The sequence below is a fragment of the Variovorax sp. OK605 genome (assembly GCF_900115445.1).
GTDB lineage: Bacteria > Pseudomonadota > Gammaproteobacteria > Burkholderiales > Burkholderiaceae_C > Variovorax.
Genome location: NZ_FOWL01000007.1, coordinates 309,658 through 332,095 on the forward strand (window position 1 = coordinate 309,658; position 22,438 = coordinate 332,095).

At 70.1% G+C, this 22,438-nt stretch carries 17 protein-coding genes; 8 read left to right on the plus strand and 9 right to left on the minus strand.

Annotation, left to right across the window (positions count from 1 at the left end):
- Positions 1–5 precede the first annotated feature (5 nt).
- The 6 genes from BM013_RS20180 to BM013_RS20205 all read right to left on the minus strand — a co-directional run bounded on the left by BM013_RS20180 (position 6) and on the right by BM013_RS20205 (position 5,054).
- The gene (locus BM013_RS20180; protein ID WP_093129419.1) at positions 6–686 is read right to left on the minus strand and encodes an amino acid ABC transporter permease; all 681 of its coding nucleotides are present in this window, start codon (positions 684–686) and stop codon (positions 6–8) included.
- Between the two features lie 21 nt (positions 687–707).
- Positions 708–1,466 carry an amino acid ABC transporter ATP-binding protein gene (locus tag BM013_RS20185; RefSeq protein ID WP_093129420.1) on the minus strand — a complete coding sequence of 253 codons (759 nt, stop codon included), beginning with the start codon at positions 1,464–1,466 and terminating at the stop codon, positions 708–710.
- A 40-nt stretch (positions 1,467–1,506) separates the two neighbouring features.
- A complete protein-coding gene (locus BM013_RS20190) occupies positions 1,507–2,349 on the minus strand; it encodes a transporter substrate-binding domain-containing protein (RefSeq protein WP_256220066.1) in 843 nt (280 codons plus the stop codon).
- A gap of 268 nt (positions 2,350–2,617) precedes the next feature.
- Positions 2,618–3,532, minus strand: a complete 915-nt coding sequence (locus tag BM013_RS20195; protein ID WP_093129422.1) for a LysR family transcriptional regulator — start codon at positions 3,530–3,532, stop codon at positions 2,618–2,620.
- Positions 3,533–3,708: 176 nt separating this feature from the next.
- Complete coding sequence (locus BM013_RS20200; protein ID WP_093129423.1) at positions 3,709–4,470, minus strand: hypothetical protein; 762 nt, start codon at positions 4,468–4,470, stop codon at positions 3,709–3,711.
- Positions 4,471–4,520: 50 nt separating this feature from the next.
- Positions 4,521–5,054 carry an MOSC domain-containing protein gene (locus tag BM013_RS20205; RefSeq protein WP_093129424.1) on the minus strand — a complete coding sequence of 178 codons (534 nt, stop codon included), beginning with the start codon at positions 5,052–5,054 and terminating at the stop codon, positions 4,521–4,523.
- Between the two features lie 111 nt (positions 5,055–5,165).
- Here BM013_RS20205 and BM013_RS20210 point away from each other — a divergent pair, with 111 nt between their 5' ends.
- From BM013_RS20210 to BM013_RS20245, 8 genes are all read left to right on the plus strand, one after another.
- Entirely contained in the window at positions 5,166–6,113 is a 948-nt protein-coding gene (locus tag BM013_RS20210) for a GlxA family transcriptional regulator (RefSeq protein ID WP_093129425.1), read from the plus strand.
- A gap of 125 nt (positions 6,114–6,238) precedes the next feature.
- Positions 6,239–7,063 carry an SDR family NAD(P)-dependent oxidoreductase gene (locus BM013_RS20215; protein WP_093129426.1) on the plus strand — a complete coding sequence of 275 codons (825 nt, stop codon included), beginning with the start codon at positions 6,239–6,241 and terminating at the stop codon, positions 7,061–7,063.
- A 102-nt stretch (positions 7,064–7,165) separates the two neighbouring features.
- Positions 7,166–9,058, plus strand: a complete 1,893-nt coding sequence (locus BM013_RS20220; RefSeq protein WP_177225519.1) for an acyl-CoA synthetase — start codon at positions 7,166–7,168, stop codon at positions 9,056–9,058.
- Complete coding sequence (locus BM013_RS20225; protein WP_256221567.1) at positions 9,055–9,876, plus strand: enoyl-CoA hydratase-related protein; 822 nt, start codon at positions 9,055–9,057, stop codon at positions 9,874–9,876. Before BM013_RS20220 ends, BM013_RS20225 begins: the two co-directional genes overlap by 4 nt.
- Positions 9,877–9,936: 60 nt before the next feature.
- On the plus strand, positions 9,937–10,941 hold the full coding sequence (locus tag BM013_RS20230; protein WP_256221568.1) for a Bug family tripartite tricarboxylate transporter substrate binding protein: 1,005 nt from the start codon (positions 9,937–9,939) through the stop codon (positions 10,939–10,941).
- A 14-nt stretch (positions 10,942–10,955) separates the two neighbouring features.
- Positions 10,956–12,737, plus strand: a complete 1,782-nt coding sequence (locus tag BM013_RS20235; protein WP_093129553.1) for a tannase/feruloyl esterase family alpha/beta hydrolase — start codon at positions 10,956–10,958, stop codon at positions 12,735–12,737.
- Positions 12,738–12,797: 60 nt separating this feature from the next.
- Positions 12,798–13,706, plus strand: coding sequence for a helix-turn-helix transcriptional regulator (locus BM013_RS20240; RefSeq protein ID WP_093129428.1), 909 nt, complete (start codon positions 12,798–12,800; stop codon positions 13,704–13,706).
- A gap of 164 nt (positions 13,707–13,870) precedes the next feature.
- Positions 13,871–15,430, plus strand: a complete 1,560-nt coding sequence (locus BM013_RS20245; protein ID WP_093129429.1) for a sensor domain-containing diguanylate cyclase — start codon at positions 13,871–13,873, stop codon at positions 15,428–15,430.
- A 39-nt stretch (positions 15,431–15,469) separates the two neighbouring features.
- On the opposite strand, the gene BM013_RS20250 is transcribed toward BM013_RS20245, so the two are convergent.
- The 3 genes from BM013_RS20250 to BM013_RS20260 form a co-directional block, all read right to left on the minus strand.
- Positions 15,470–19,516, minus strand: a complete 4,047-nt coding sequence (locus BM013_RS20250; protein WP_093129430.1) for a non-ribosomal peptide synthetase — start codon at positions 19,514–19,516, stop codon at positions 15,470–15,472.
- Between the two features lie 448 nt (positions 19,517–19,964).
- Complete coding sequence (locus BM013_RS20255) at positions 19,965–21,446, minus strand: MFS transporter (RefSeq protein WP_256221569.1); 1,482 nt, start codon at positions 21,444–21,446, stop codon at positions 19,965–19,967.
- 4 nt (positions 21,447–21,450) lie between these two features.
- Entirely contained in the window at positions 21,451–22,422 is a 972-nt protein-coding gene (locus BM013_RS20260) for a tripartite tricarboxylate transporter substrate-binding protein (protein ID WP_093129431.1), read from the minus strand.
- Between the last annotated feature and the right edge of the window lie 16 nt (positions 22,423–22,438).

Genomic DNA, 22,438 nt, shown 5'->3' on the forward strand with positions numbered 1-22,438 from the left:
CGGCCTCAGTGGCGGCCCGCGCCGTGGCGCCGTTCGATGTAGCGCCCGGCAATCACCACGGGCAGGAAGATGATCAGGTAGCCCAGCGCGCCGAGCATCAGCGGCGTGGGGTTGCCCGCGAAGCTGGTGGCCGAGGTGGCCTGGTTCAGGATTTCATTCAGCGCGGCCACCGAGCCGTAGGCCGTGCCCTTGGTGATGGCAATCACGCGGTTGGTCAGCGGCGCCACCATCAGCCGGCACGACTGCGGCAGCAGCACATGCACCATGGCCTGCGTGTGCGTGAGGCCGGTGGAGCGCGCGGCCTCCATCACGCCGCGCGGCTGCGACTCGATGCCGGCCCAGAACACCTCCTCGGAGAAGGCCGCGAGCACCAGCGTGAGCGCCAGCCAGGTCGAGGCGAAGGCCCCCAGCGACAGGCCCAGGAAGGGCAGCGCGTAGTACAGCAGGATGATGAGCACCAGCGGCGGCAGCGCGCGAAAGATGTCGACCAGCGTCGACACCGCCAGCGGCAAGCCGCGAATGGGCAGGCTGCGCAGGTAGGCCAGCAGCATGCCCAGCGCCAGGCCGGCGGCGATCACCGCCAGGCCCAGCTCGATCGTCACGCGCGCGCCGTCCAGCACCTGGGGCAGGTAGCGCGCGGCGATGTCGCCGTTGAAGAAAGTGAAGACGAGCTTGTCGAGCTGCATGCGGCGTTTCCGTTCGGGCGCTCAGAGCGCGCGGCTGCCGATGCTGGCAATGAAGGCTTCGGTGCGTGCATGCGTGGGCGCCTCGAACACCTGCGCGGGCGAGCCCTGCTCGACGATGGCGCCGCCGTCCATGAACACCACGCGGTCGGAGGCGGCCTTGGCAAAGCCCATCTCGTGCGTGACCACCACCATGGTCATGCCGTCGGTGCGCAGCTCGCGCATGACCTGCAGCACGCCGCCCACCATCTCGGGGTCGAGCGCGCTGGTCGGCTCGTCGAACAGCACCAGCGCGGGCTTCAGCGCGATCGAGCGCGCAATGCCCACGCGCTGCTGCTGTCCGCCCGACAGCTGCGTGGGGCGCACGCGCGCCTTGTGCTCCATGCCCACGCGCGCCAGGGCCTGCATGGCGGTGTGCTCGGCCGCGTCGCGCGCCATCTTCTTGACCTTGCGCAACGCCAGCGTCACGTTGCCCAGCACGTCCAGGTGCGGGTAGAGGTTGAAGGCCTGGAACACCATGCCCACGCGTTCGCGCAGCCGGTTCAGGTTGGCGCCCGGCGCATAGATGTCGTGCCCCTCCACGCGCACCTCGCCCCGGGTCGCGTCTTCCATGCGGTTGCAGCAGCGCAGCAGCGTGCTCTTGCCCGAGCCCGAGGGACCGATCACCGAGACCAGTTCGCCCGCCTGCACATCGAGGTCGATGCCGTTGAGCACGGGCACGCTGCCATAGGATTTGTGCAGGTTGCGCACCTGCAGGAGCGAGGAAGGCGTCACGGCGGTCATCGGTGGGTTGGGAAGGGCGTTGGGCGGCGGCGCTCGGCGCTCACTGGCACACGGGCTTGGCGGCGGTGGCCTCGTAGCCGAACAGGCCCGGAATGCCGTGGCCGGCCGGCGAGACGACGGTCGCCGAGTCGGCCGCGGGCGCGGCGCCGAACCACTTGGTGTGCATCTTCTGCAGCGAGCCGTCGAGCTTCATGCACTTGAGCACGTTGCTCACCTGGTCGCGCCCGGCCTTGTCGTCCAGGCGGAACGGAATGGCCCAGACCGAGCCGGTCTTGATGGTGAAGGTGGTCTTGATGGCCGGCGTGCTCTTCACCGCCCAGGCCGAGGGCGTGACGCCCGCGAGGTTGGCGTCGCCGCGCCCGGAGATCACGGCCTGCACCGCGTCGGCGTTGGTGCCGTACACGGCGATCTCGTAGCCGTACGTCGCCTGGTTGTTGCGCGCCCACTCCTCGGGGCCCGAGCCCTTGTTCACGGCAATGGTCTTGCCCTTGAGGTCTTCCAGGCGCTGGATGTCGTTGCGGTCCTTCTTCATGACCAGCGTGAAGTTGTTCTCCAGGTAGCCCTCGGTGAACAGCACCGACTTCGCGCGCTCGGGCGACACCGTGGTCGGCGCCATCAGGAAGTCGAACTTGCCCGCGTTCAGCGCGGGAATCAGCGCCGAGTACTGCGCGCCCTCGATCTCGATGCGCCGGCCCAGGCGCTTTGCGATTTCCTCGCCCAGCTCGACGTTGAAGCCCTGGTAGCCGCCGCTGAGCTTCGGAAAGGCATGCGGCGGAAAGTTGGGGTCGATGCCGGTGCGCAGCGGCGCGGTCTCGGCGACGGCGGTGCCGAGGGCCATGGCGAAGGCCAGGGGCGCCAGCAGGAACTTGAGGGAACGGGACATGGGCATTTCTCCAGAAAAAATCGCAAGGCGGATGGAGGCGGCCCCGGGGGGCGGCCCGCACCGCAGTGGTGTGCTGCGGCGATGCGATGAATTATTTCGAGGGAGAAAAGCCGCGTCGATTGATGCTTTGTGCGGCGTCGTTACGCGTGTGTTAACACCTGGCCCCGGGCTGGTGCGCCATGTCGGTGCATGCCTATCCGTGGTGCGAAACGCATGCTATTGGGGCATTCCCGGGTAAGACGGGCCGGCCGAAGCCCCGGCCGCGCGATCAGCTTTCCTGCGGTTGCGGCGCGGCCAGCCCGCGTTGCATGAGCACGCTGCGCAGGGTGCGCACGAAGGCTTCGGCGGCCGGTGAGAGCGGGTCGGTGCGCAGGTGAACCAGGTGCGCGACCAGCGGCTCCAGCCCTTCGACCGGCAGGATGCGAAAGCGCGCGTCGGGCCAGGCCTGCAGCGAGAACTCGTCGACCAGCGCGATGCCCGCGCCCAGGTGCGTGAGCGCGCAGGCGTTCTGCGGCGAGCCGACTTCCAGTGTCATGCGCGGCGCGTCTTCCAGCGGCGCGAAGAAGTTGCGCACCAGTTCGCCGAAGGGCGTGCCGCGCGGGTAAGACATCAGGTCGTGCGGCAGCAGGTCTTCGGCGCCCACCGCGTTGCGCGCGGCCAGCGGATGCGTGCGCGGGCAGATGCACACGATGCGGCAGCGCGCGATCGGCACGGTGATGAGGTTCGGGTGGTCCACCGCCTCCAGCGAGATGCCCAGGTCGAAGTGCCGGCTCAGCAGCCGCTCGCGCAGCAGGTCCTGGTTGAGGCACTTGAAGTGCACGCGTGTCTCGGGGTTGGCCTGGTGGTAGTGCGCAATGGCCATCGGCACCAGCATGTGGCCGATGCCGGGGCTCGACACCACGCTGACCAGCCCCGAGCGGCGCGCCATCAGTTCGTGCGTGAGGTCGCTGATGCGCTGCACGCCCTGGTACACGTCCTCGACCTCGTGGTACAGCCGGCGTGCCTCGGCGGTGGGCGACAGGCGGCCCTTGATGCGGATGAAGAGGGGAAAGTTCAGCTGGGTCTCGGTGTGCGAGAGCACGCGGCTGATGGCGGGAACGGACACATGCAGCAGGCGGGCGGCATCGCTGACCGACCCGGTGGCCATGATGGCCCGGAACACTTCGATTTGACGCAGATTCATGGTGTACAACTTTAGCGGCACACCTTGGGGCGCCGCTGGCGCGGGCCGCACGGCCAGGAACGGTGGCCTGTAGCGGTGGGCTGAACGGCGGGCATGAACGGCGACCCTGCGCGCTCAGTCCTGGACCGCCGTGGAGGCCTCGGGGCCTGCCACCTCCCTGCCGGCCACTCGGCGCCTCACACCGCCCGCACCTGCCACGCCGAATCCGGCCCGAAAAGCGCCTGGCACTTCGGGCATTCCTCGGAGAAAAACGGAATCTCCTTCCTGCAGGCCGGGCACACGCCCATGCGCACCGGTGCCTTGAACGCGCTGGCCGTCGACGGGTCGGCGGGCAGCCCGGTGAACGCGCCGAAGGACGAAGGGGAAGGGGCCGGTGCCTCCGGCACCAGCGGCTGGAGCAGCCGCGCCCTCAACGCGACGCGCGTCTGCTCGTCGAGGCCTTCGCGCTCCACATAGGCATCGACCGACTTGCGCCGCTTCTCCAGCCACTCCGGCTGGTGCTGCCGCCAGACGGCAAAAGCCTCGGCCAGCACCATGCGCAGCATCGCCGGCGCCAGGCCGGTGTAGACGAGATGCAGTTCGCCAAGGTGCGTGACCAGCGAGATGAAGGTCTGTGCGGCCGGTTGCGTGGTGGAGGTGGAGAACTCCTTGTTGGTGGACTGGCCGGAAAGCAGGCCGCCGAAGAGTCCGAAGTCGGGCATGGTGTGGCCGGTGGTCGTGACGGCGGAGTTCGACAGCGTGAACTCGGCCAGTTCGAAGTAGGGCACGGGCACCGGCTCGCGGCCCTCCACCATCAGGACCAGGCAGGTGGTGCCAAGACCCAGCGTGACCTTCTCTTCCCGGAAGAAGCCGTAGCCGGCCGCGCTCATGACGAGGCATTCATGCAGCAGCGGCGTGTTCGGCAGCGATGTGAAGACGAGGTTCAGGTTGAGCGTCATGGGTTGCAGTGCTTGCAGTGGCTGCAGTGGGGTTGAGGGGGCTGGCGGATTCAGCCGGTGGATGTGGAAGTTACCGCAGGCCGGCACACCACCGCATCGCCCACGCGCACCACGCCGCCCTGCAGCACGCGCGCCGTCAGTCCGCCGTGCCCGCGCATAGCGTTGTACGCGCCGGGCCCGAGCGCCTCTTCCATGCGCGAACACGGCTCGCACGGCCCGCTGATTTCCAGCACCACGTCGGCGCCGATGTGCAGCACCATCGGCTGGTCGCGAAACAGCGGGCGCGCGGCGATCAGGTTCAGGCCGGACACCACGAGGTTGCGGCGCAGCACGTGCGCCTCGACCTGCGCCAGCGCGCAGAGCGAGGCGATGACGGGCAGGTGCTCGGCCTGCAGCAGCGTGACCTGCCGGCGCCCGCCGGGGCGCGCCGCGCTGCTGCTGCGGTCGCCCTGCAGGCCGCGGCCTTCGAGCACCACCGCCTCGTCGACCGGCTGCACCGGGGCACGGCGCGCCGGACGCAGCAGGATGGTGTCGAGCCGGCCGGGGCGGGGGAACCGGCGGGTCAATTCGCGGAGATCGGGCATGGGGCGATTGTGCGCAAGGGCCGCGCGGAGCCCCTGGCGCCCGCGCGGTCAGGCCGGGGCGGTTAGCCTTGCGTCCGCCATTCAGCAGAAACCTCTTTTCAGGACATCGTCATGAAGCGCATCGGCGTGCTCGTGTTCCCCGGCTTCCAGATCCTCGACCTGGCCGCCATCGCCGCGTTCGAGCTGGCCAACATGCATGCGGGCCAGCCGGTCTACAAGGTCGAGCTGCTGTCCGAGGAAGGCGGGCTCGTGCCCAGTTCATCGGGTGTTTCCACCGACAGCAGGCGCTTCAGTGCGGCGAAGTTCGACACGCTGCTGATGACTGGCGCGCTCAGCGTCGCGCCCACCTCCGAGAAGATGTGCCGCTTCCTGCGCGCCGGGCTACGCAACGCGCGCCGCGTGGCCAGCATCTGCACCGGCGCCTTCGGGCTGGCCGACGCGGGCGTGCTCGACGGCCGCCGCGCCACCACGCACTGGGCCTTTGCGCAGGAGCTGCAGCAGCGCCACCCCGGCATCAAGGTGCAGCCCGACCGCATCTTCATCAACGACGGGCCGGTGTGGACCTCGGCCGGCATGACCGCGGGCATCGACCTGGTGCTGGCGCTGGTGGAGGAAGACATGGGCGTGGAGGTGGCGCGCTTCATCGCGAAGAAGCTGGTCGTGTACCACCGGCGCGCGGGCGGGCAGTCGCAGTACTCGGCGCTGCTCGAGCTGGAGCCCAAGTCCGACCGCATCCAGCAGGCGCTGGTGCATGCGCGCGCCAACCTGCGCGACACGCTCTCGGTGGAAGAGCTGGCCGAGGTCGCGCACCTGAGCCCGCGCCAGTTCAGCCGCGCCTTCAAGGCCGAGACGGGCCAGTCGCCCGCGCATGCCGTGGAGAACCTGCGCGTGGAAGCCGCGCGCGGGCTGATCGACGAAGGCCGCCTCGCGCTGGGCGTGGTGGCGCGCGAAACCGGCTTCGGCGACCCCGAGCGCATGCGCCGCGCGTTCCTGCGCACGCTGGGCCAGCCGCCGCAGAGCGTGCGCCGCGTGGCGCGCCAGCAGGTGGCCGCGGCCTGAGGCGCTGAGTGCGGGGCGCGTGGCGCTGTGTCCTGAAAGGTGGCTTATCTGACATTTACGCCATAAGCTCCCAGGAGGAAACTTCCCCCATGCCATACAACGACGTGGCGACAAAGGAAGTTTTCATGACTGCAACGACCCAGGGCACCGCCCTCATCACCGGCGCATCCTCGGGCATCGGCGCCGTGTACGCCGACCGCCTGGCCCGCCGCGGCTACGACCTCGTGCTGGTGGCGCGCAACGGCGAACGCCTGCGCGCGCTGGCCGACCGGCTCGTCACGCAGACCGGCCGCAAGGTCGAGACGCTGGCGGCCGACCTGACCGACGCCAAGGACCTCGCGCGCGTCGAGGCGGTGCTGCGCACCAACGCCGGCATCACGCTGCTGGTGAACAACGCCGGCGTGGGCGCCACCGCGCCGCTGCTCGCGTCGGACATCGACAAGATGGAAGACATGATCGCGCTCAACGTGAACGTGCTCACGCGGCTCACCTATGCCGCGGTGCCGGCCTTCGTGGCGCGCGGCGCGGGCACGCTGGTGAACATCGCCTCCATCGTGGCGGTCTCGCCCGAGACGCTGAACGGCGTGTACGGCGCGAGCAAGGCCTTCGTGCTGGCGCTGAGCCAGTCGCTGCAGCACGAGCTCGCCGGCAAGGGCGTGCGCGTGCAGGCCGTGCTGCCGGGCGCCACGGCCACCGAGTTCTGGGGCATCGCCGGCCTGCCGGTGCAGCACCTGCCGAGCGAGATCGTCATGACGGCCGAAGACATGGTCGACGCCGCGCTGGCAGGGCTCGACCTGGGCGAGCAGGTGACGATTCCGTCGCTGCCCAGCCAGGACGAATGGAACGCCTTCGAGGCCGCGCGGCGCGCGATGTCGGGCCGGCTGTCGAGCACCAGGCCGGCCGCCCGGTACGGCGTGAGCGTGGGCGCCGGCGTGGCCGTCTCAGGGTAAGCCTGTCCCCATCGCGGCGGACAGACGCCGCCGCCGTGCCTGCTTACGCTCCCTGTCAGAACTTCGCCCGGCCACGGGCTTCCCCTGACATGGAGCGCGCGTTTGAAAGCAGCAGCTGGCATCGGTGATTTGCAGGACATCCGCGCGATCGAAGCCGCGCCGTACGCAGGCTTCATGCCGCATGCGGACGTGCTCGACGCGCTGGAAGACGCGGCGCGGCGCCACCCGGCGCGGCCCGCCATCACCTACATCCGCAGTGCCGACGCGTCGGTGCCGCCCGCGCGCTGGACGCACGCGGACATGGTGGCGCAGGTGCGCCGCGCCGCGCGCGCATTCCAGCGCCTGTGCGGCGATGCCGAGCCGCGCGTCGCGTTCCTGCTGCCGGCCATTCCCGAGGCCTACTTCACGCTGTGGGGCGCCGAGGCCGTGGGCGTGGCCTGCCCGATCAACTACCTGCTTGGCGAGGAGCACATCGCCGAGCTGATCGACGCCGCGCGGGTCAACGTGCTCGTGGCACTGGGGCCGACCGCCGAGCTGGACATCTGGCGCCGCGTGCCGGGCTTGCGCCAGCGTTGCAAGTCGCTCGCGCATGTCGTCGCCGTGAACGCCGTGAACGCCGTGAACGCCATAAGCGCCGTAAACGCCGGCGGGGGCGCCGTGGAAGGCGCGCTCGACTTCGATGCGCTGCTCGCCGCTCAATCGGACGCACCGCTCGAACGCGCGCGGCACCCCGATGCCCACCGCATCGCGGCGCTGTTCCACACCGGCGGCACCACCGGCCGGCCCAAGCTCGCGCAGCACACGCACGGCAACCAGCTGCATGCGGCCTGGGGCGCGGCGCGCATGTACGGCACGTCGGAGCGCGACGTGGTGCTCAACGGCTTTCCGCTGTTCCACGTGGCGGGCTCGTTCGTGTACGGCCTGTCCACGCTGCTCGCGGGCGGCGAGGTGGTGCTGCCCACGCTGCTGGGCCTGCGCAACACGGCCTTCATGCAGGCCTACTGGCAGTTCGTGGCGCTGCACCGCGTGACGCTGCTGGCGGCGGTGCCCACGGTGATGTCCACCTTGCTGGGCGTAGCGCCGAATGGCGAAGACCTGTCGCGCGTGCGCTGCCTGCTCACCGGCGGCTCGCCGCTGCCGTCGGACCTGGCCGAGGCTTTCGAGCAGCGCCTGGGCATCGCGGTGCGCAACATCCTGGGCATGACCGAGTGCGGCGGCGTGATCGCCATCGAAGCCGCGGGCGCGCCGCGCGTGGCGGGCTCGGTCGGCTGGCCGCTGCCGTTCACCCGCGTGCGCGTGGCCGACGAAACCGGCACGGCATTGGCGGCGGGCGAGGAGGGCATCCTGCAGATCCAGGGCCCGAACGTGGGGCCGGGCTACACCGATGCGGACAACAACGCCGGCGTGCTGATCGGCGGCGGCTGGCTGGTGACGGGCGACGTGGGCCGCATCGACGCGCAGGGGCGCGTGTTCGTCACGGGGCGCTCGAAGGACCTGATCATCCGCAGCAGCCACAACATCGACCCGGTGGTGATCGAGGACGCGCTCATGGCGCACCCCGACGTGCTGCTGGCCGCCGCGGTCGGCGCACCCGACGAGTACGCGGGCGAAGTGCCGGTGGCCTATGTGTCGCTGCGCCCCGGGCGCACGGTCGGCATCGAACAGCTGGCCGAGTTCGCGCAGGCGCGCATTCCCGAGCGGCCCGCGTTCCCGAAAGCCATCTTCATCCTCGACGCATTGCCGGTCACCGCGATCGGCAAGCTCTACAAGCCCACGCTGCGCGCCATGGCGATCCGCTGGGTGGTGGAAGACCGCATTGCGCGCAGCACGCTGGCGTGGAAGGTGACAGTCGATGTGCGCGCGGAAGGCAAGGGGCTGGTGGTGCACTGCGCGACGACCGATGACGACCCCGACACCGCCGCGCAAGTGCGAAAACTGCTTGGCGTGTTCGCGCTGACCTGCCGTGTCGGTGCGGCCGAAGGAGCGAGTGCATGAGCGATGCCATGAGCGACCCCATCCGCTACGAGAAGCGCGGCCACGTCGCCATCCTCACGCTCGACCGGCCCGAGGCACGTAACGCGCTCACGCCGCGCATGCTGTGCCTGCTGGCCGATGCCTTCGTCGACTTTCGCGCCGACGCCGCGTTGCGCGTGGCGATCCTCACCGGCGCGGGCGACATCGCCTTCTGCGCGGGCGGCGACCTCGCGACCACGCTCCCGCTGATGACCGGCGCGCGCGCACCGGCCGACGCTTTCGAGCAGCGCATGCTCGACGACCCGCTGGTGCTGGCAGCGTCGTCGCTGCGCGACTTTGCCTTGCACAAGCCGGTGATCGCCGCCATCAACGGCGCCTGCATGGCCGCGGGCTTCGAGACCATGCTGGGCACCGACATCCGCGTTGCCGCCGAGCATGCGAGCTTCGGCCTGCCCGAGGTGCAGCGCGCGCTGATTCCCTTCGCCGGCTCGATGGTGCGGCTGCCCCGGCAGATCGGGCATGCGCGCGCGATGGAGTTCATGCTGACGGGGCGGCCCATGAAGGCCGAGGCCGCGCTGCAGTGCGGCCTCGTCAACCACGTGGTGCCGGCCGCGCAGCTGATGGCCAGGGCCGAGGAGATCGCGCTGCAGATTGCCGCCAACGGCCCGCTCGCCGTGCAGGCCGTGAAGCAGACGGTGATGGAGGCCAACGGCGTGCCGCTCGACGTGGGCTACCGGCTCGAAGACCGCGCGAAGAAGGCCGTGTTCGCCAGCGCCGATGCGCGCGAAGGGCCGCGGGCCTTCATGGAAAAGCGCAGCCCCGGCTACACCGGGCAGTGAGGACCCGGTGACAGGCGCACCGGCAAACGCATTCGATTCGAAACCAACGGAGACAAACCCATGACCGACAAGCAGATGACCCGAAGAGGCTGCCTCACTGCCGGCGCCGCGGCGTCCCTGGCGCTGGCCTGCCCGCAGTTCGCCCTCGCGCAGGGCTCGCCGCAGGCTTACCCCTCGCGGCCGGTGCGGCTTGCCGTGGGCTTCGCGCCCGGCACCGGGCCCGACGTGCTCACGCGCGTGCTCGGCCAGCGGCTGGGGGAGACCATCGGCCAGCCGATGGTCATCGAGAACCGCGCGGGCGCGGGCGGGCAGATTGCCGCGCAGTTTGTCGCCAAGAGCGCGGCCGACGGCTACACGCTGCTCATCGCCGATGTGGGCGCCATCAGCATCGCGCCGGCCGCGTTCTCCAGGCTGCCATACGACCCGGCACGCGAACTGCTGCCGGTGTCGGAGGTGGTGCGCACCGACTTCATCCTGGTGGTGCCCAACAGCTCGCCCGCGACGTCGGTGGCCGAGTTCGTGAAGATGGCCAGGGCGGAGAAGGACAAGGTCAACTTCGGCACCTTCGGTGCGGGCACGCCGGGCCACTTCGGCGCCGAGATGTTCGCGGAGCAGGGCGGCTTCAAGGTGGAGCCGGTGCACTTTCGCGCCACCGGCGACGCGGTGACGGCCATCATCGCGGGCGATGTGCAGGCGGCCTTCGTGTCGACCGCGCTGGCCATGGCGCAGGTCAAGGGCGAGAAGATGCGCGCGCTGGCCACCACCGCGCCGCAGCGCTCGCCGCTGCTGCCGGCCGTGCCCACGTTCGCGGAAACGGGTTTCCCCAAGGCCGACTTCTCCGCCTGGTTCGTGCTGTTCGCGCCGGCCGGCACGCCCGAGAGCGTGGTTGCCAAGCTCAACGCGCAGGTGGTGGCCGCGGTGCAGTCGCCCGAAGTGCGCCGCCGGCTGGAGGAGGCCGGCTTCAGCATCCTGGGCACCAGCGCGGCCGATGCGCGCCGCATGATCGCCACCGACTCGGTGCGCTGGCAGAAGGTGGTGGCCTCCACCGGCTTCAAGGGCGACTGAGCGTGGCGCGCCGCATGCACCTGTCATGGCGTCCCGTCGCGCTCGCCGCGCTCGTTGTGGCCGCCGGGCTGGCGGCCGGCTGCGGCAGCGTCGACCGCGGCGAGCCTGTGCCGCGAGGCCGGGCGGGCACGCCGCTGGCCTGCGCCGGCCTGGCCTCCGCCGTGCCGGCCGGCACGCGGCTCACGCTGAGCGAGAGCGTGCCCGCGGGCGAGATCCAGCTGACCGGCGTGCAGCCCGGCGCGCCCGGCTCGAAGGCGCCGGTGCCCGCGCATTGCCACGTGCAGGGCAAGATCGACGAGCGCACCGGCATCGACGGCAAGCCCTACGCCATCGGCTTCGACCTGCGCATGCCCACTGCGTGGAACGGCCGCTTCTTCTTCCAGGGCGGCGGCGGCACCGACGGCACGCTGCGCGATGCGGTGGGCCAGCTCACCGGCGGCGGCAACACCGGCAACGCTCTATTGCAGGGATACGCGGTGGTGTTCACCGACACCGGCCACCTCGACGAGCCGGGCGCCGATGGGCCGTACCGCTTCGGCCTCGACCCGCAGGCGCGGCTGGACAACGGCTACAACTCGATGGCGCAGACCGGCCGCGTGGCCAAGGCGCTGATTGCCGCGCACTACGCGAAGGCGCCCGAGCGCTCCTACTTCGTCGGCTGCTCCAACGGCGGCCGGCAGGCCATGATGATGGCGCAGCGCTACCCCGACATGTTCGACGGCGTGATCGCTTCCGCACCGGCGTACCGCGTGCCGCTGGCCTCGGTGCAGGCCGTGTACGACACGCAGCTCTATGCGAAAGCCGCGGCGGAGAACGCGCCGCTGGTCGGCGGCCGGCCCGTGCTCTCGGCCGCCTTCTCGCCGGCCGACATGAAGCTGCTGACGACCGAGGTGCTCAACCAGTGCGACGCGCTCGACGGGCTGAAGGACGGCATCGTCGACAACTGGCCCGCCTGCAGGTTCAGGCCCGAGGCGCTGCGCTGCACCGGCGCCAAGACCGCCAAGACCGCCAAGACCGCGAAGATGGCGCAGACCGCGCAGACCGCCAAGACGGCCCAGTGCCTGACGGGCACGCAGGTCGATGCGTTGGCGAAGTCGTTCGCCGGCCCCAAGGATGCGAACGGCCGCGCGATCTACAGCGACTGGCCCTTCGACGCCGGCCTGCACTCCGCGGAGTGGACGCGGTGGAAGTTCGGCGACGCTCCGGGCGCTGCGCCGAACGCGCGCAACATCACGCTCATGACCGGCGCGCTGGCCATGGTCTTCAGCACGCCGCCCACGGTCACCGCCGACTTCTATGGCCACGCGCTCGGCTATGACGTGGCGCGCGACAGCGCGAAGGTGTCGGCTGTCGACGCCGCCTTTCCCCAGTCGGCCATGCAATGGGAGGTGCCCGACTCGCCCGACGTCGATGCCTTCGCGCGGCACGGCGGCAAGATGCTGTTCTTCCACGGCGTGAGCGACCCGGTGTTCTCGGTGAAGGACACGGTGCGCTACCTCGGCCTGCTGCGCGAGCGCTACGGCGAGCGCACCGACGCCGTGGCGCGCCTGTTCACCGTGCCCAACATGGCGCACTGTTCGGGCGGCCCGGCCACCGACCAGTACGACGGCCTGAGCGCGCTGGTGAACTGGGTCGAGAAAGGCCAGCCGCCCGAGCGCATCGTGGCGCGTGCCCGGCCCGAGAACCGCGACGTGACCACGCCGGGCCGCACGCGCCCGCTGTGCGCCTGGCCGAAGCAGCCGCGCTACAAGGGCAGCGGCAGCATCGACGATGCGGCCAGCTTCGGTTGCAATTGAAGCGGCCTGAACAGGGTCAACCCCGATGGAAGATCGCCCCGCCGCCGGTAGCTTGAGCGCATGGACCTGATTCCCCTCAAGCAGCCACCCGCGCACCGCACGCACGCGGCGCCGGGCGGCGGCGCGCCCGAGCGCGCCAGCCTCGCGCTGGCCGGCGTGATCGGCTGCACCGGCCAGCCCGACTTCAGCGCCAAGGCGCTGGCCGAGCTCAACAAGATGCTGCCGATGTGCTGGATGTCGATCTACAAGCTGTACCCGCACGCGCCGCCCGAGAGCTACGGCGGCGGCGCCTTCGGCATTGCCGACGGCACGCGCGATTCCTGGCGCGTGTACCGCCGCGGCCTGTACAGCCGGGACCGCACCTTTCTCGCGGCGCGCGAGGTCACCGAAGGCGGCGACGCGGTCGTCACGCGCTGGCATGCGCGCGAGATCCCGCTGGAGCACCGCAAGGCGATCTACATCCGCCACGGCCTGCGCGAGCGCGTGTCGCTGGTGGAAGGCGACCCGTCGGGCGGGGTGCTGGCGGTGAACCTGTACCGCGGCATGGCGCAGTCGTCGTTCCGCGACGACGAGGTCGACCTGCTGTGCAGCCTGGCGCCGCCGCTGCTTGCGACGGTGCAGCTGCACCTGCGGTTGACGGCGCCGCAGCACGTGGGCGAGCTGCCGGCCGACGACGTGGTGGCGCTCAGCCCCGAGCCTTCGGCGCTGTCCGAGCTGCCGCGCCGCGAGCGCGAGGTGTGCCAGCGGCTGCTGCGCGGCTGGACCTACGACGGCATCGCGGCCGACCTTGGCATTTCGGCCGGCACGGTCAAGACCTACCGCAACCGCGCGTTCGAGCGCATGGGCCTGCACCACCGCAACGAGCTTTTTGCGAAGGCGCTGGCCGAGGTGGCCGCCGCGCCGGGCGTGGCCGGTGCGCCTGCTGCACCGGCTGCACCGGCCGCACCGGCCGCACCGGCTGTGGCGTAAGGGCCATAAAGCAGGCCGTTTCGGCTCGTTTCAGGCCAATTGGAGGCCCGCAGCGGCCTTGCTGCTCCGATTTCTGATGTGCAATTGTCAACTCGTGAAACAATCTGGTCAGGAAGGGACGTGCATGGCGCGCGGCTCCAAACAGCTAGGCGTGGACGAATCAGATGTTTTCCGGCACAGAATTTCTGGCGCAGGTGTTGATGGCGCACGGCGCATCGGCCGTGTGCGGCTACGACGCCGAGGACCGAGTCACGTTCTGGAATGAGCGTTACCTGGCCTTCTTCCCCGAGGTGGCGCCCTTCCTGCGCGTGGGTACCCCGTTCCTGGAAACGCTGGAGCCCTTCCTGGCGCTGCAGCAGCCCCAGGCCTCGGCGCAGGAACGCGCCGACGCGATGACCAACGCCGTCTTCAGGCACAGCCAGGAGGAAGGTCCCGTGCAGTACCAGCGTGCCGACGGGCGCTGGCTGGAGCTGCGCATGTTCCCGCAGCCGGACGGCGGGCGCTTCAAGGTCTGGTCCGACGTGTCCGCGCAGAAGGCGCCCGGCGCCGAGGGCAGCCTGCTGCAGGGCCTGATGGCCGTGGCCAACGTGGGCCTGATCGTGCACGACGCCGCGGGGGTGCTGCGCTACGTGAATTCGAGGTTCTTCTCGGAGCACTTCATGAGCCTGATCCGGCGGGTGCCGGCGCTCGAGCGCCGCGGCGCGGAGCAGGGCAGCTACTGGAAGAAGTTCGCGGACATCTTCGGCGACGACGAGGCCTACGAGCAGCTGTGCCTGAGCACCGAGCACGGCCCCATTCCCGCGCCGCTCACGATGCGCGCGCGCACCGGCCGCTTCTACCGGGTGCAGGAGCAGGCCTGGGACGCGGGCGGCACCGCCTGCGTCTGGACCGACGTGACGGAGCTGATCCAGCGCGAGAACGCCCTGCGTGCCGCGCACCGGGAGCTGTCGCTGCTGAACCGGCGGCTGATCGACCTGTCCGAGACCGACGCGCTGACCGGCCTGCCCAACCGCCGCCGCTTCAACACGGCCATGCAGTCGGCCCAGGCGGTGGTGCGCGGCGGTGCGCATGCGTCCGTGGCCATCATCGACCTGGACTATTTCAAGTCGATCAACGACCGCTTCGGCCACGACGTGGGCGACGTGGCGCTGGTGGAGGTCTCCCGGCGGCTGCGCGCGCTGGTGCCCGGCCAGGTGCCCATCGCACGGCTGGGCGGCGAGGAATTCGGGCTGGTGTTCGAGGCGATGCCGCTGGCGGAGGCCCATGCCTGCGTGGAGGCGCTGCGCCAGGCGTTTTCGGACAACCCGTTCGTGACCGGCGCGGAAACGATGCCGCTGACCATGTCGATCGGCATTGCGCCGTTGAGGGCCGACCGCGACTCGAGCGCGTCGCTCAAGGAAGCCGACATGGCGCTGCTGCGGGCCAAGGCGCGGGGCCGCGACTGCGTGGTACTCGCGGGCCAGGGTGCCACGACGGGCCGCGAGCATGCATTTGCCGACATGCCGGGTTCGAACACCACGCTCTTCTCGCTGAGTGCCTATGCCGACGAGGTCGCCCTGGACGCCGCCGCCCTGCGCGACAAATACGCCCCCGCCGCGGAGCATCCGGCCTTCGCCCTCGCCAATTGGGAAAAGGCCGTGCGCGACGGCACCACGCTCGACCACTACTGGGGCTGGGTGGAATACCAGATCTCGGCCAGCCTGCAGGCGCCCGAGATCGACTGAGCCCGGCGCGGGGCTCGTCTTTCGGTCGTTTCAGTTGCTTCAGTCGCTGGGCCCTTCGGTCCTGCGCAACCAGCCGCCCAGCGTGCGCCCCAGCAGGCCGGGGCTGCGCGGGGCGCGTGCCTCCGGCATGTCCCGCAGGCCTTGCGGTGCCTGCGCGCCGTCGTCCGGCGGCATGGTGCGCACCGCTGCCGCCATCGACGAGGCGGCGATCTGCCCGAGGGTCTCGAACAGGTAGCGCTGCGGCGCCACGCGGTAGCCCAGCAGCAGCTCGGTCTGCTGCACCGCGCGCTGCGCCAGCAGCGAGTCGCCACCGAGCTCGAAGAAGTTGTCGCTCGCGCGGATGTCCGAGACGTCGATGCGGATCACGTTGGCCCACACCTGCGCCAGCTTCGCCTGCTCGGGCTGGACCAGGTACGGCAGCGTTTTTTCGGCAGCGAAGGCCGGCACGTTCTGAGCGCCCACCACGCTCGTTGAATCGACAGGCGCGAGCCGCTGCAGGTATGCCGCGCTGGCCGAGCCCTCGGCGCTGGCGATGTAGGCGAGCGTGGCTTCGGGCCGGTCGGCGGCGCGGTGCAGCAGCTCGAGGTAGCGCTCGCGCAGCTGGGCGCCGGTTTCGCGCAGGTAGAGGCCCGCGTTGTAGACCAGCGCGCCTTCGAGGCCGAGCGGCCCTTCCACCAGCCGCAGCGCGATGTCCTCGGTGGCGCCGCGCTGCATCAGGTGCATCTGCCGCGTCTGCAGGCCGGCGAAGCGATGCGTCGGGTCGCTCGCCGCCCGGAACGAGAACTTCCACGGGCTAGGCGCCATGAACTGTTCGACCGGCGCGTGCTGGTAGTTCGCGAGCGTGAGCAGCTCCTGCTTCACGCCGCGCACGAACTGCGGCAGCGACTGGCGCATGTCGAGGTTCAGCGACACCGGCAGCACGTTGTCGAAGAGGCCCATCACGTTCTGTGCCTCGGGCTGTACGCGCCCTTGCGCCGGGTGGGCGATGGCGATCGCGTCGGCGCCCATCGCCTGGCCCAGGGTGAGCGCGTAGATGCCGAAGGCCAGCTCGCCGAGCGTCACGTCCAGCCCCTGGGCCACGCCGCGCAGGCGCTGCGTGGTGGCGAGGCCGATGTCGATCGGCTGCGTGCCGCCCTGGCCGTTCCTGCCTGCGCGGCGGGGCATGTCGGTGCGGGGCTCGGGCGGGGGGGTGCGGGCCGCGCCGTCCGTGCCAGCTGCGCCAGTTGCGCCAGCTGCACGTCGGCGCCAGAAGCCGAGCTGTTCCTCGAAGGCCGGTTCCGCCATCCACCGCGCCAGCCATTCCGCATGGTCGCCGGGCGCGAGGGTGATCGGCGGCGCGTGCCCGGTGGCGTCGTAGTGCGCCGGGAGTTCGCGCTGCAGCAGGTCGAACGATCCGTCGTCCCACACCAGGTGGTGCGGCACGAACACGAAGGCGTGGTCTTCCTCGCCGAGCCGGAACAGCGCCGCATGCGCCATCGGTGCGCGGTGGATGTCGATGGGCCGGTCGGCCAGCTCCTGCATGCGGTCGACAAGCTCGGCCTCGCGCTGGTCGGCCGGCAGGCCGCGCAGGTCGAACGCCGGCAGGGAGAACTCCGCGTGCGGCGCGATCGACTGCATCGCCATGCCGCTGCTCGGATCGACCGCGATGCGGGTGCGCAGCGCGGGCTGGCGGCGGATCACTTCCCGCAACGCTTGCTCGAAGCGCGCCGCGTCGAGCGTGCCCAGCAGCCGCTGCGCCAGGGGCAGGTTGTGGAACGCGCGGCCGGGGTGCTGCTGTTCCTTGAGGCGGATGCGTTCCTGCGGCGGTGTCAGCGGCGCGCTCTGGCGGCCGGGGCGATGGGTGGGCGAGGGCCGCTGCGCGTGCGATGCCATCGACCTGTCGCGCGGCGCCGCATGCGGCGCGGGCAGCGAGGCGCGGTCGACCTTGCCGTTGGGCAGCGTCGGCAACGCCGCGAGGGCGACCACATGCTGCGGCACCATGTACGACGGCAGTCGCTCGCGCAGGTGCTGCATCAGCGCGCGGCGCTCGAGCGCGGCACCGGGCACCAGCGCCAGGTAGGCGACCAGGCGCACGTCGCCGGGGTGGTCTTCGCGCGCCACGACCACGCTGCGCGACACGCCCGCATGCTCGTTGCAGCGCGCCTCGATCTCGCCGGGCTCGATGCGGTAGCCGCGCACCTTCAGCTGGAAGTCGAGCCGGCCCATGTGCTCCAGCAGGCCGTCGTTGCGCCAGCGGCCACGGTCGCCGGTGCGGTACACCTGCGTGGCGGTGCCCAGGATGTCGACGCTGATGAAGCGCTCCGCGGTGAGCTCCGGGCGCTCCAGGTAGCCCAGCGTCAGGCCCTGGCCGCCGATGCAGATTTCGCCCGGCACGCCGATGGGGCAGGGCTGCAGCGCGGCGTCGAGGACCCACACGCCGGTGTTGGCAATGGGCTGGCCGATCGACACGCCGCGCGTCGCCACCACGTCGCGCTGCATGCGCCATGCGGTCGACCACACGGTGGTCTCGGTCGGCCCGTAGAGGTTCCAGAGTTCGCTGCAGCGCTCCAGCAGTTCGAGCGCAAGGCGCGCGCGCACCGGTTCCGCGCCGATCCAGCCGCGAAGCGCCGGGCCGCCGTCACGCACGCCCTGCCATTGCGCCTCGAGCAGCAACTGCCACATGCCAGGCGTGGCCTGCAGGATGGTGATGCGTTCCTGCTCGAGCATCGCGCGCAGGCGGTGGCCGTCCATGGCCACTTCGCGTTGCACCAGCACGATCTGCGCGCCGGCCGCCAGCGGCAGCAGCACTTCGGGCACCGCCATGTCGAACGACAGCGTGGTCACGGCCGCGAGCCGGTCGCCCGGGCCGATGCCTGGCGCCTGCTGCATCGACTGCATCAGGTTGGCCACGGCGCGGTGCGGCACGCACACGCCCTTGGGCTTGCCGGTGGAGCCCGAGGTGTAGATGACGTAGGCGGCGTCTCCGGGCTGGGCGTCCTTCTCGCCCGGTGCGAGCGCAACGGCGGGTGCGGTGCGCCAGCCGGTTTCGCGGTCGATCTCGAACAGGCGGGCGGCCGCGTCGGCGCACCACGAACGCGGCGCGGACACGACGCCCGAGGCGGTCAGCAGCAGGCTGAAGCCCGCGTCCTCGGCGTAGTAGTCGAGCCGGGCCTGCGGGAAGCTCGGGTCCAGCGGCACATAGGCCGCGCCCGACTTGAGCACGGCCAGCAGTGCCACGAACATGTCGATGCCGCGCTCCAGGCACAGCCCCACGCGCTGGCCGCGGCCGACGCCGCGTTCGCGCAGCGCATGCGCCAGGCGGTTGGACAGCGCGTCGAGCTCGCCGTAGCTGCAGCTGCTTTGTCCGTCGCGCACGGCGGGGTGCGTGGGCGCCAGCGCGGCGCGTGCCACGAAGCCGGCATGCGCAAAGGGTTCGCCCACAAGCACAGTGCGCGGCGGCTGCAGCGCGGCCAATGCGAAGGCGGCGTCCTGCGACAGCACGTCGAGCCGGCCGATGGGCTGCGCCGGGTCTTGCGCGGCCGAGCGCAGCACGCACTCGAACATCTCGAGCCAGCGCTGCACGCTGGCCTCGTCGAACAGGCCGGCGTCGTAGTGCGCCTCGGCCACCAGGCCGGCATGGGACGACCGCAGGTCCAGGAAGAGCTCGAAGCCCGCGCCGTCATCGACGTCCGCGTCGAGGCTGAAGCGCACGCTCATCGGCGACGGCCGGCTTGGAAGCGCGTCGCTTGCCGCCGCATGGCATGCGGCCATCAGCGCGTCGAATGGCAGTTGCGCATGCGTGGCGATGCACACAGGCCGCATGGGCGGCGAGCCCTGCGCTGGCGGCCCTGCCGCGGGAATGCCCACCACGACGAAGTCCTGCCCCGTCAACCGGTACAGCGTGGCCACGAAGGCGCCGAGCAGGCCGGTGAACAAGCTGTTCGACGGGCCGCTTGCCGCGTGCACGGCCGCCGCCAGGGTAGGGTCGAGCGCGCGTTGCGTGCGCCGTACGTCGGCAGTAGGTACCGCGGGCCGGGGGCGGTCCAGCGGCAGTTCGAGCACGGGGAGTTCCGTGGCGATGGGGGTGGGGTGTGGAACGGCGCTCATGCGCCCGCCCTCTCATTGAAACCGCTTGCGATCGACACAGACTGATCCTCCATGCGGGTGGACAAGAAGAAACCGGGGTGGGGTCTTGAGCACACGCGTCGTCGTGTCGCTCCCTCGTTTTTTCGCATCGTAGGGTGTTTGATACGAAGGATGTACTACTTAGCGAGGGCGTTACATCGAGAAAAATTCCTTGCGGAAACGTACTACCCCGTCGACATGGCCTGGGTACCCGGTGCCGCGCAGCCAAACCCGCGAGAGGGTGGGCGCGGGTCGCGCAGGGCGGTCCGGCCAGCTTCGGGGTTCTGCTTCCCGGCGCCATGCAGAGGAGCGCCATTGCCCCGGAACTGGCGGGTATGGACACGCACACCAGAGGCTTGTCTCCATGGACATGGGGCAGGGCAGGGTCCGGCCAGGAGTCGGCCTTGCCTTGTGACCACCAGCATTGACCTCAGGCTGACTTCGGCCCTTCGGGCAGAAGGCGTGTCCTCGCGAGCAGCGCAGCCCCCGACAGGCAAAGCAACGCGAGCATGAACAGCGCATACCTCGCACCCTGTGTGAACAGCGCAACATCGAACGCCGAAAGCCCTGAGCCACCGTGCCCCAGGACCATGCGCTGCGAGCCCTCGGACAGTTGCATCATGGCCACGCTCAGCGTCAACGCGGTTCCCACCATGATTCCCGCGTTCTGTAGCGTCGAACGCACACCGTTCGCAATGCCTCGACGTTGAGGGCGCACGCTCTGCAGAATCGACGCGTTGTTGGGCGTCACGAACCCCCCTATGCCCCAGCCCAGCATCAAGAGGCAAACGGCGAGCTGCCCCGCGCTGATCGTTGGCTGCAACAGCGCGGCCAGGAGCGCCAGCGCGCATCCGGCAAGCAGCATCGCCGCCACGCAGATCGATTCCGGCCTGAAACGGTGCAGCAGGCTGCCCGAAACCGGCGCAGCCGTCAGCATCCCAAGGGCCACAGGTGCAATGCGCAGCCCGACATCCGAAGCGGAGAGACTCGTGCAAGCCTGCAGATACAGCGCAATCAGCAACAGGGGTGCAGCCTGCGTCATCGACAGAAGCAGGATGCAGACGTAAGCAGTGCGGCGTCGCGGATCGCTGAAGAGCTCCGGGTCGACCAGCGGGCTCGCCGCGCGCTTTTGAACCCAGGCGAACAACAGGATTCCTGCAACACCCGCAAGCAGGAAGGCCCACACGGACATGCTTGCCCACCCGTGGCTCCCGGCCATCGACAGCGCGTAGGTCACGCACCCGATTCCGACAAGGGACAGCACGGCGCCCACCAGGTCGAAGCTTTCGACCTGGACCACTGCCGTCTTCGGAAGAATCCGCCACGACCACACCAGAACGAGAAGGCCGGCGGGAACGTTGAGCATGAAGAGAACCCGCCATCCCCACCACGAGACGACAAACCCGCCTGCCAGCGGGCCAACGACCTGAGCAAGCGCGGCCACCATCGCGAGCACGCCAAGGGCAAGCCCCATCCTGCGGCGGCCGAACGCGTCGCCCACCAGGGCGCTGGTATTCGCCATGACGCCCGCAGCGCCCACGGCCTGGCAAACCCGGAAGACGAGCATCGTCTCGGCACTTGTCGCGACCGCGCAGGCTGCGCAAGCCACCACGAAGAGGCCCAACCCCGCAAGGAAAAGGTGCCGCCGCCCCCACAGGTCGGCAAGCCTGCCGAAGCTGAGAATGCACACCGTGCTCACGAGCATGTAGGACAGCAGAATCCAGCTCGCCTGCGCTGGCGACGCCTGCAGGCTGCGCCCTACCGCGGGGAGCACCACGTTGAGCGCGCTGAGATTCAGAAAACACAACAGCGCGCCGAGGCATGCCGCAACGAGCACGGCCCACCCGGCCTTGTCCTCGTCATCGGCGGCCGCCTCGGTGCCCGGATGGCCGGCGATGAATGTGGCCGCCACCGGTTCAGTCTTCGCTCTTGAATCCCGAAGCCTTGACGATGGGGCGCCAATACTCGCGATCCTCGTTCATGACCCGGGTCACTTCCGCGCCGGGAAGCCCGGTCGGCTCAAGGCCCATGCGATCGAGTTGTCCGCGCACCCGAGGGCTGCGAATGGCGGCCAGGAATGCGCTTTCAAGTTTCGCCACCACGTCCTTCGGTGTGCCCGCCGGCACGAACGCAGCATAGGCGGCGTTGGCCCGATCGAACGCGTCGTAGCCCGATTCCTTGATCGTCGGAACATCGGGCAACCAACTCAGCCGCCTGGTTCCCGCGACGCCCAGGATGTGCAGCTTTCCGGCGCGGTGAAGCTCCAACTGGCTGGCCAGCGCGTCGGTGCCGAGCGGCACGTGGTCGCCGATGATGTCCGTCGCAAGCGGCGCCCCGCCCCTGTAAGTGACAGCCGTGAGGGGCACGCCGATGGCCTTGGACAGTTGCAACACGCTGAAGTGAAGCCCGCCCCCCAGGTTGGTCATGCCCACGCTGGCCTGGCCGGGGTTCTTCTTGATCCAGGCCACGTATTCGGGAATCGTCTTGTACGGCTGGCCCGCGCCGGCGGAGACGATGCTGGGGACGTTTGCCAGATGGGCGACGGGAATGAAGTCTTTGTCGGCGTCGTAGTTCAGCCGCGCATAGGTCATCGGAAAGAACACGAAGGGCGGCGTCGCGCCGATCAGGATCGTGCGCCCGTCAGGCCGTGCGGTCTTGACCGCTTCGATGGAAATGCGGGTGGACGCACCGGGCCGGTTCTCCACCAGCACGGGTTCCTTGAGCGTCGTGCGCAAGTCCTCGGCCACCGCCCGCGCCAGGTTGTCGAGCGCGCCACCCGGCGGGAATCCCACGATCAGCCTGATGGGCGTGTTGCTGTCGGCATGCGCAAAGCTTGCGCTCAGTGCGACCAGCGCACTGAGCACGAATGTCTTTAGGAACGAGGTCATGGTGAGATACCTGCAA

Bases quoted from the DNA above. Each gene is read 5' to 3' on its own strand.
- BM013_RS20180 (WP_093129419.1), bottom strand. From the start codon at position 686: ATGCAGCTCGACAAGCTCGTCTTCACTTTCTTCAACGGCGACATCGCC.
- BM013_RS20185 (WP_093129420.1), bottom strand. From the start codon at position 1,466: ATGACCGCCGTGACGCCTTCCTCGCTCCTGCAGGTGCGCAACCTGCAC.
- BM013_RS20190 (WP_256220066.1), bottom strand. From the start codon at position 2,349: ATGTCCCGTTCCCTCAAGTTCCTGCTGGCGCCCCTGGCCTTCGCCATG.
- BM013_RS20195 (WP_093129422.1), bottom strand. From the start codon at position 3,532: ATGAATCTGCGTCAAATCGAAGTGTTCCGGGCCATCATGGCCACCGGG.
- BM013_RS20200 (WP_093129423.1), bottom strand. From the start codon at position 4,470: ATGACGCTCAACCTGAACCTCGTCTTCACATCGCTGCCGAACACGCCG.
- BM013_RS20205 (WP_093129424.1), bottom strand. From the start codon at position 5,054: ATGCCCGATCTCCGCGAATTGACCCGCCGGTTCCCCCGCCCCGGCCGG.
- BM013_RS20210 (WP_093129425.1), top strand. From the start codon at position 5,166: ATGAAGCGCATCGGCGTGCTCGTGTTCCCCGGCTTCCAGATCCTCGAC.
- BM013_RS20215 (WP_093129426.1), top strand. From the start codon at position 6,239: ATGACTGCAACGACCCAGGGCACCGCCCTCATCACCGGCGCATCCTCG.
- BM013_RS20225 (WP_256221567.1), top strand. From the start codon at position 9,055: ATGAGCGATGCCATGAGCGACCCCATCCGCTACGAGAAGCGCGGCCAC.
- BM013_RS20230 (WP_256221568.1), top strand. From the start codon at position 9,937: ATGACCGACAAGCAGATGACCCGAAGAGGCTGCCTCACTGCCGGCGCC.
- BM013_RS20235 (WP_093129553.1), top strand. From the start codon at position 10,956: ATGCACCTGTCATGGCGTCCCGTCGCGCTCGCCGCGCTCGTTGTGGCC.
- BM013_RS20240 (WP_093129428.1), top strand. From the start codon at position 12,798: ATGGACCTGATTCCCCTCAAGCAGCCACCCGCGCACCGCACGCACGCG.
- BM013_RS20245 (WP_093129429.1), top strand. From the start codon at position 13,871: ATGTTTTCCGGCACAGAATTTCTGGCGCAGGTGTTGATGGCGCACGGC.
- BM013_RS20250 (WP_093129430.1), bottom strand. From the start codon at position 19,516: ATGAGCGCCGTTCCACACCCCACCCCCATCGCCACGGAACTCCCCGTG.
- BM013_RS20260 (WP_093129431.1), bottom strand. From the start codon at position 22,422: ATGACCTCGTTCCTAAAGACATTCGTGCTCAGTGCGCTGGTCGCACTG.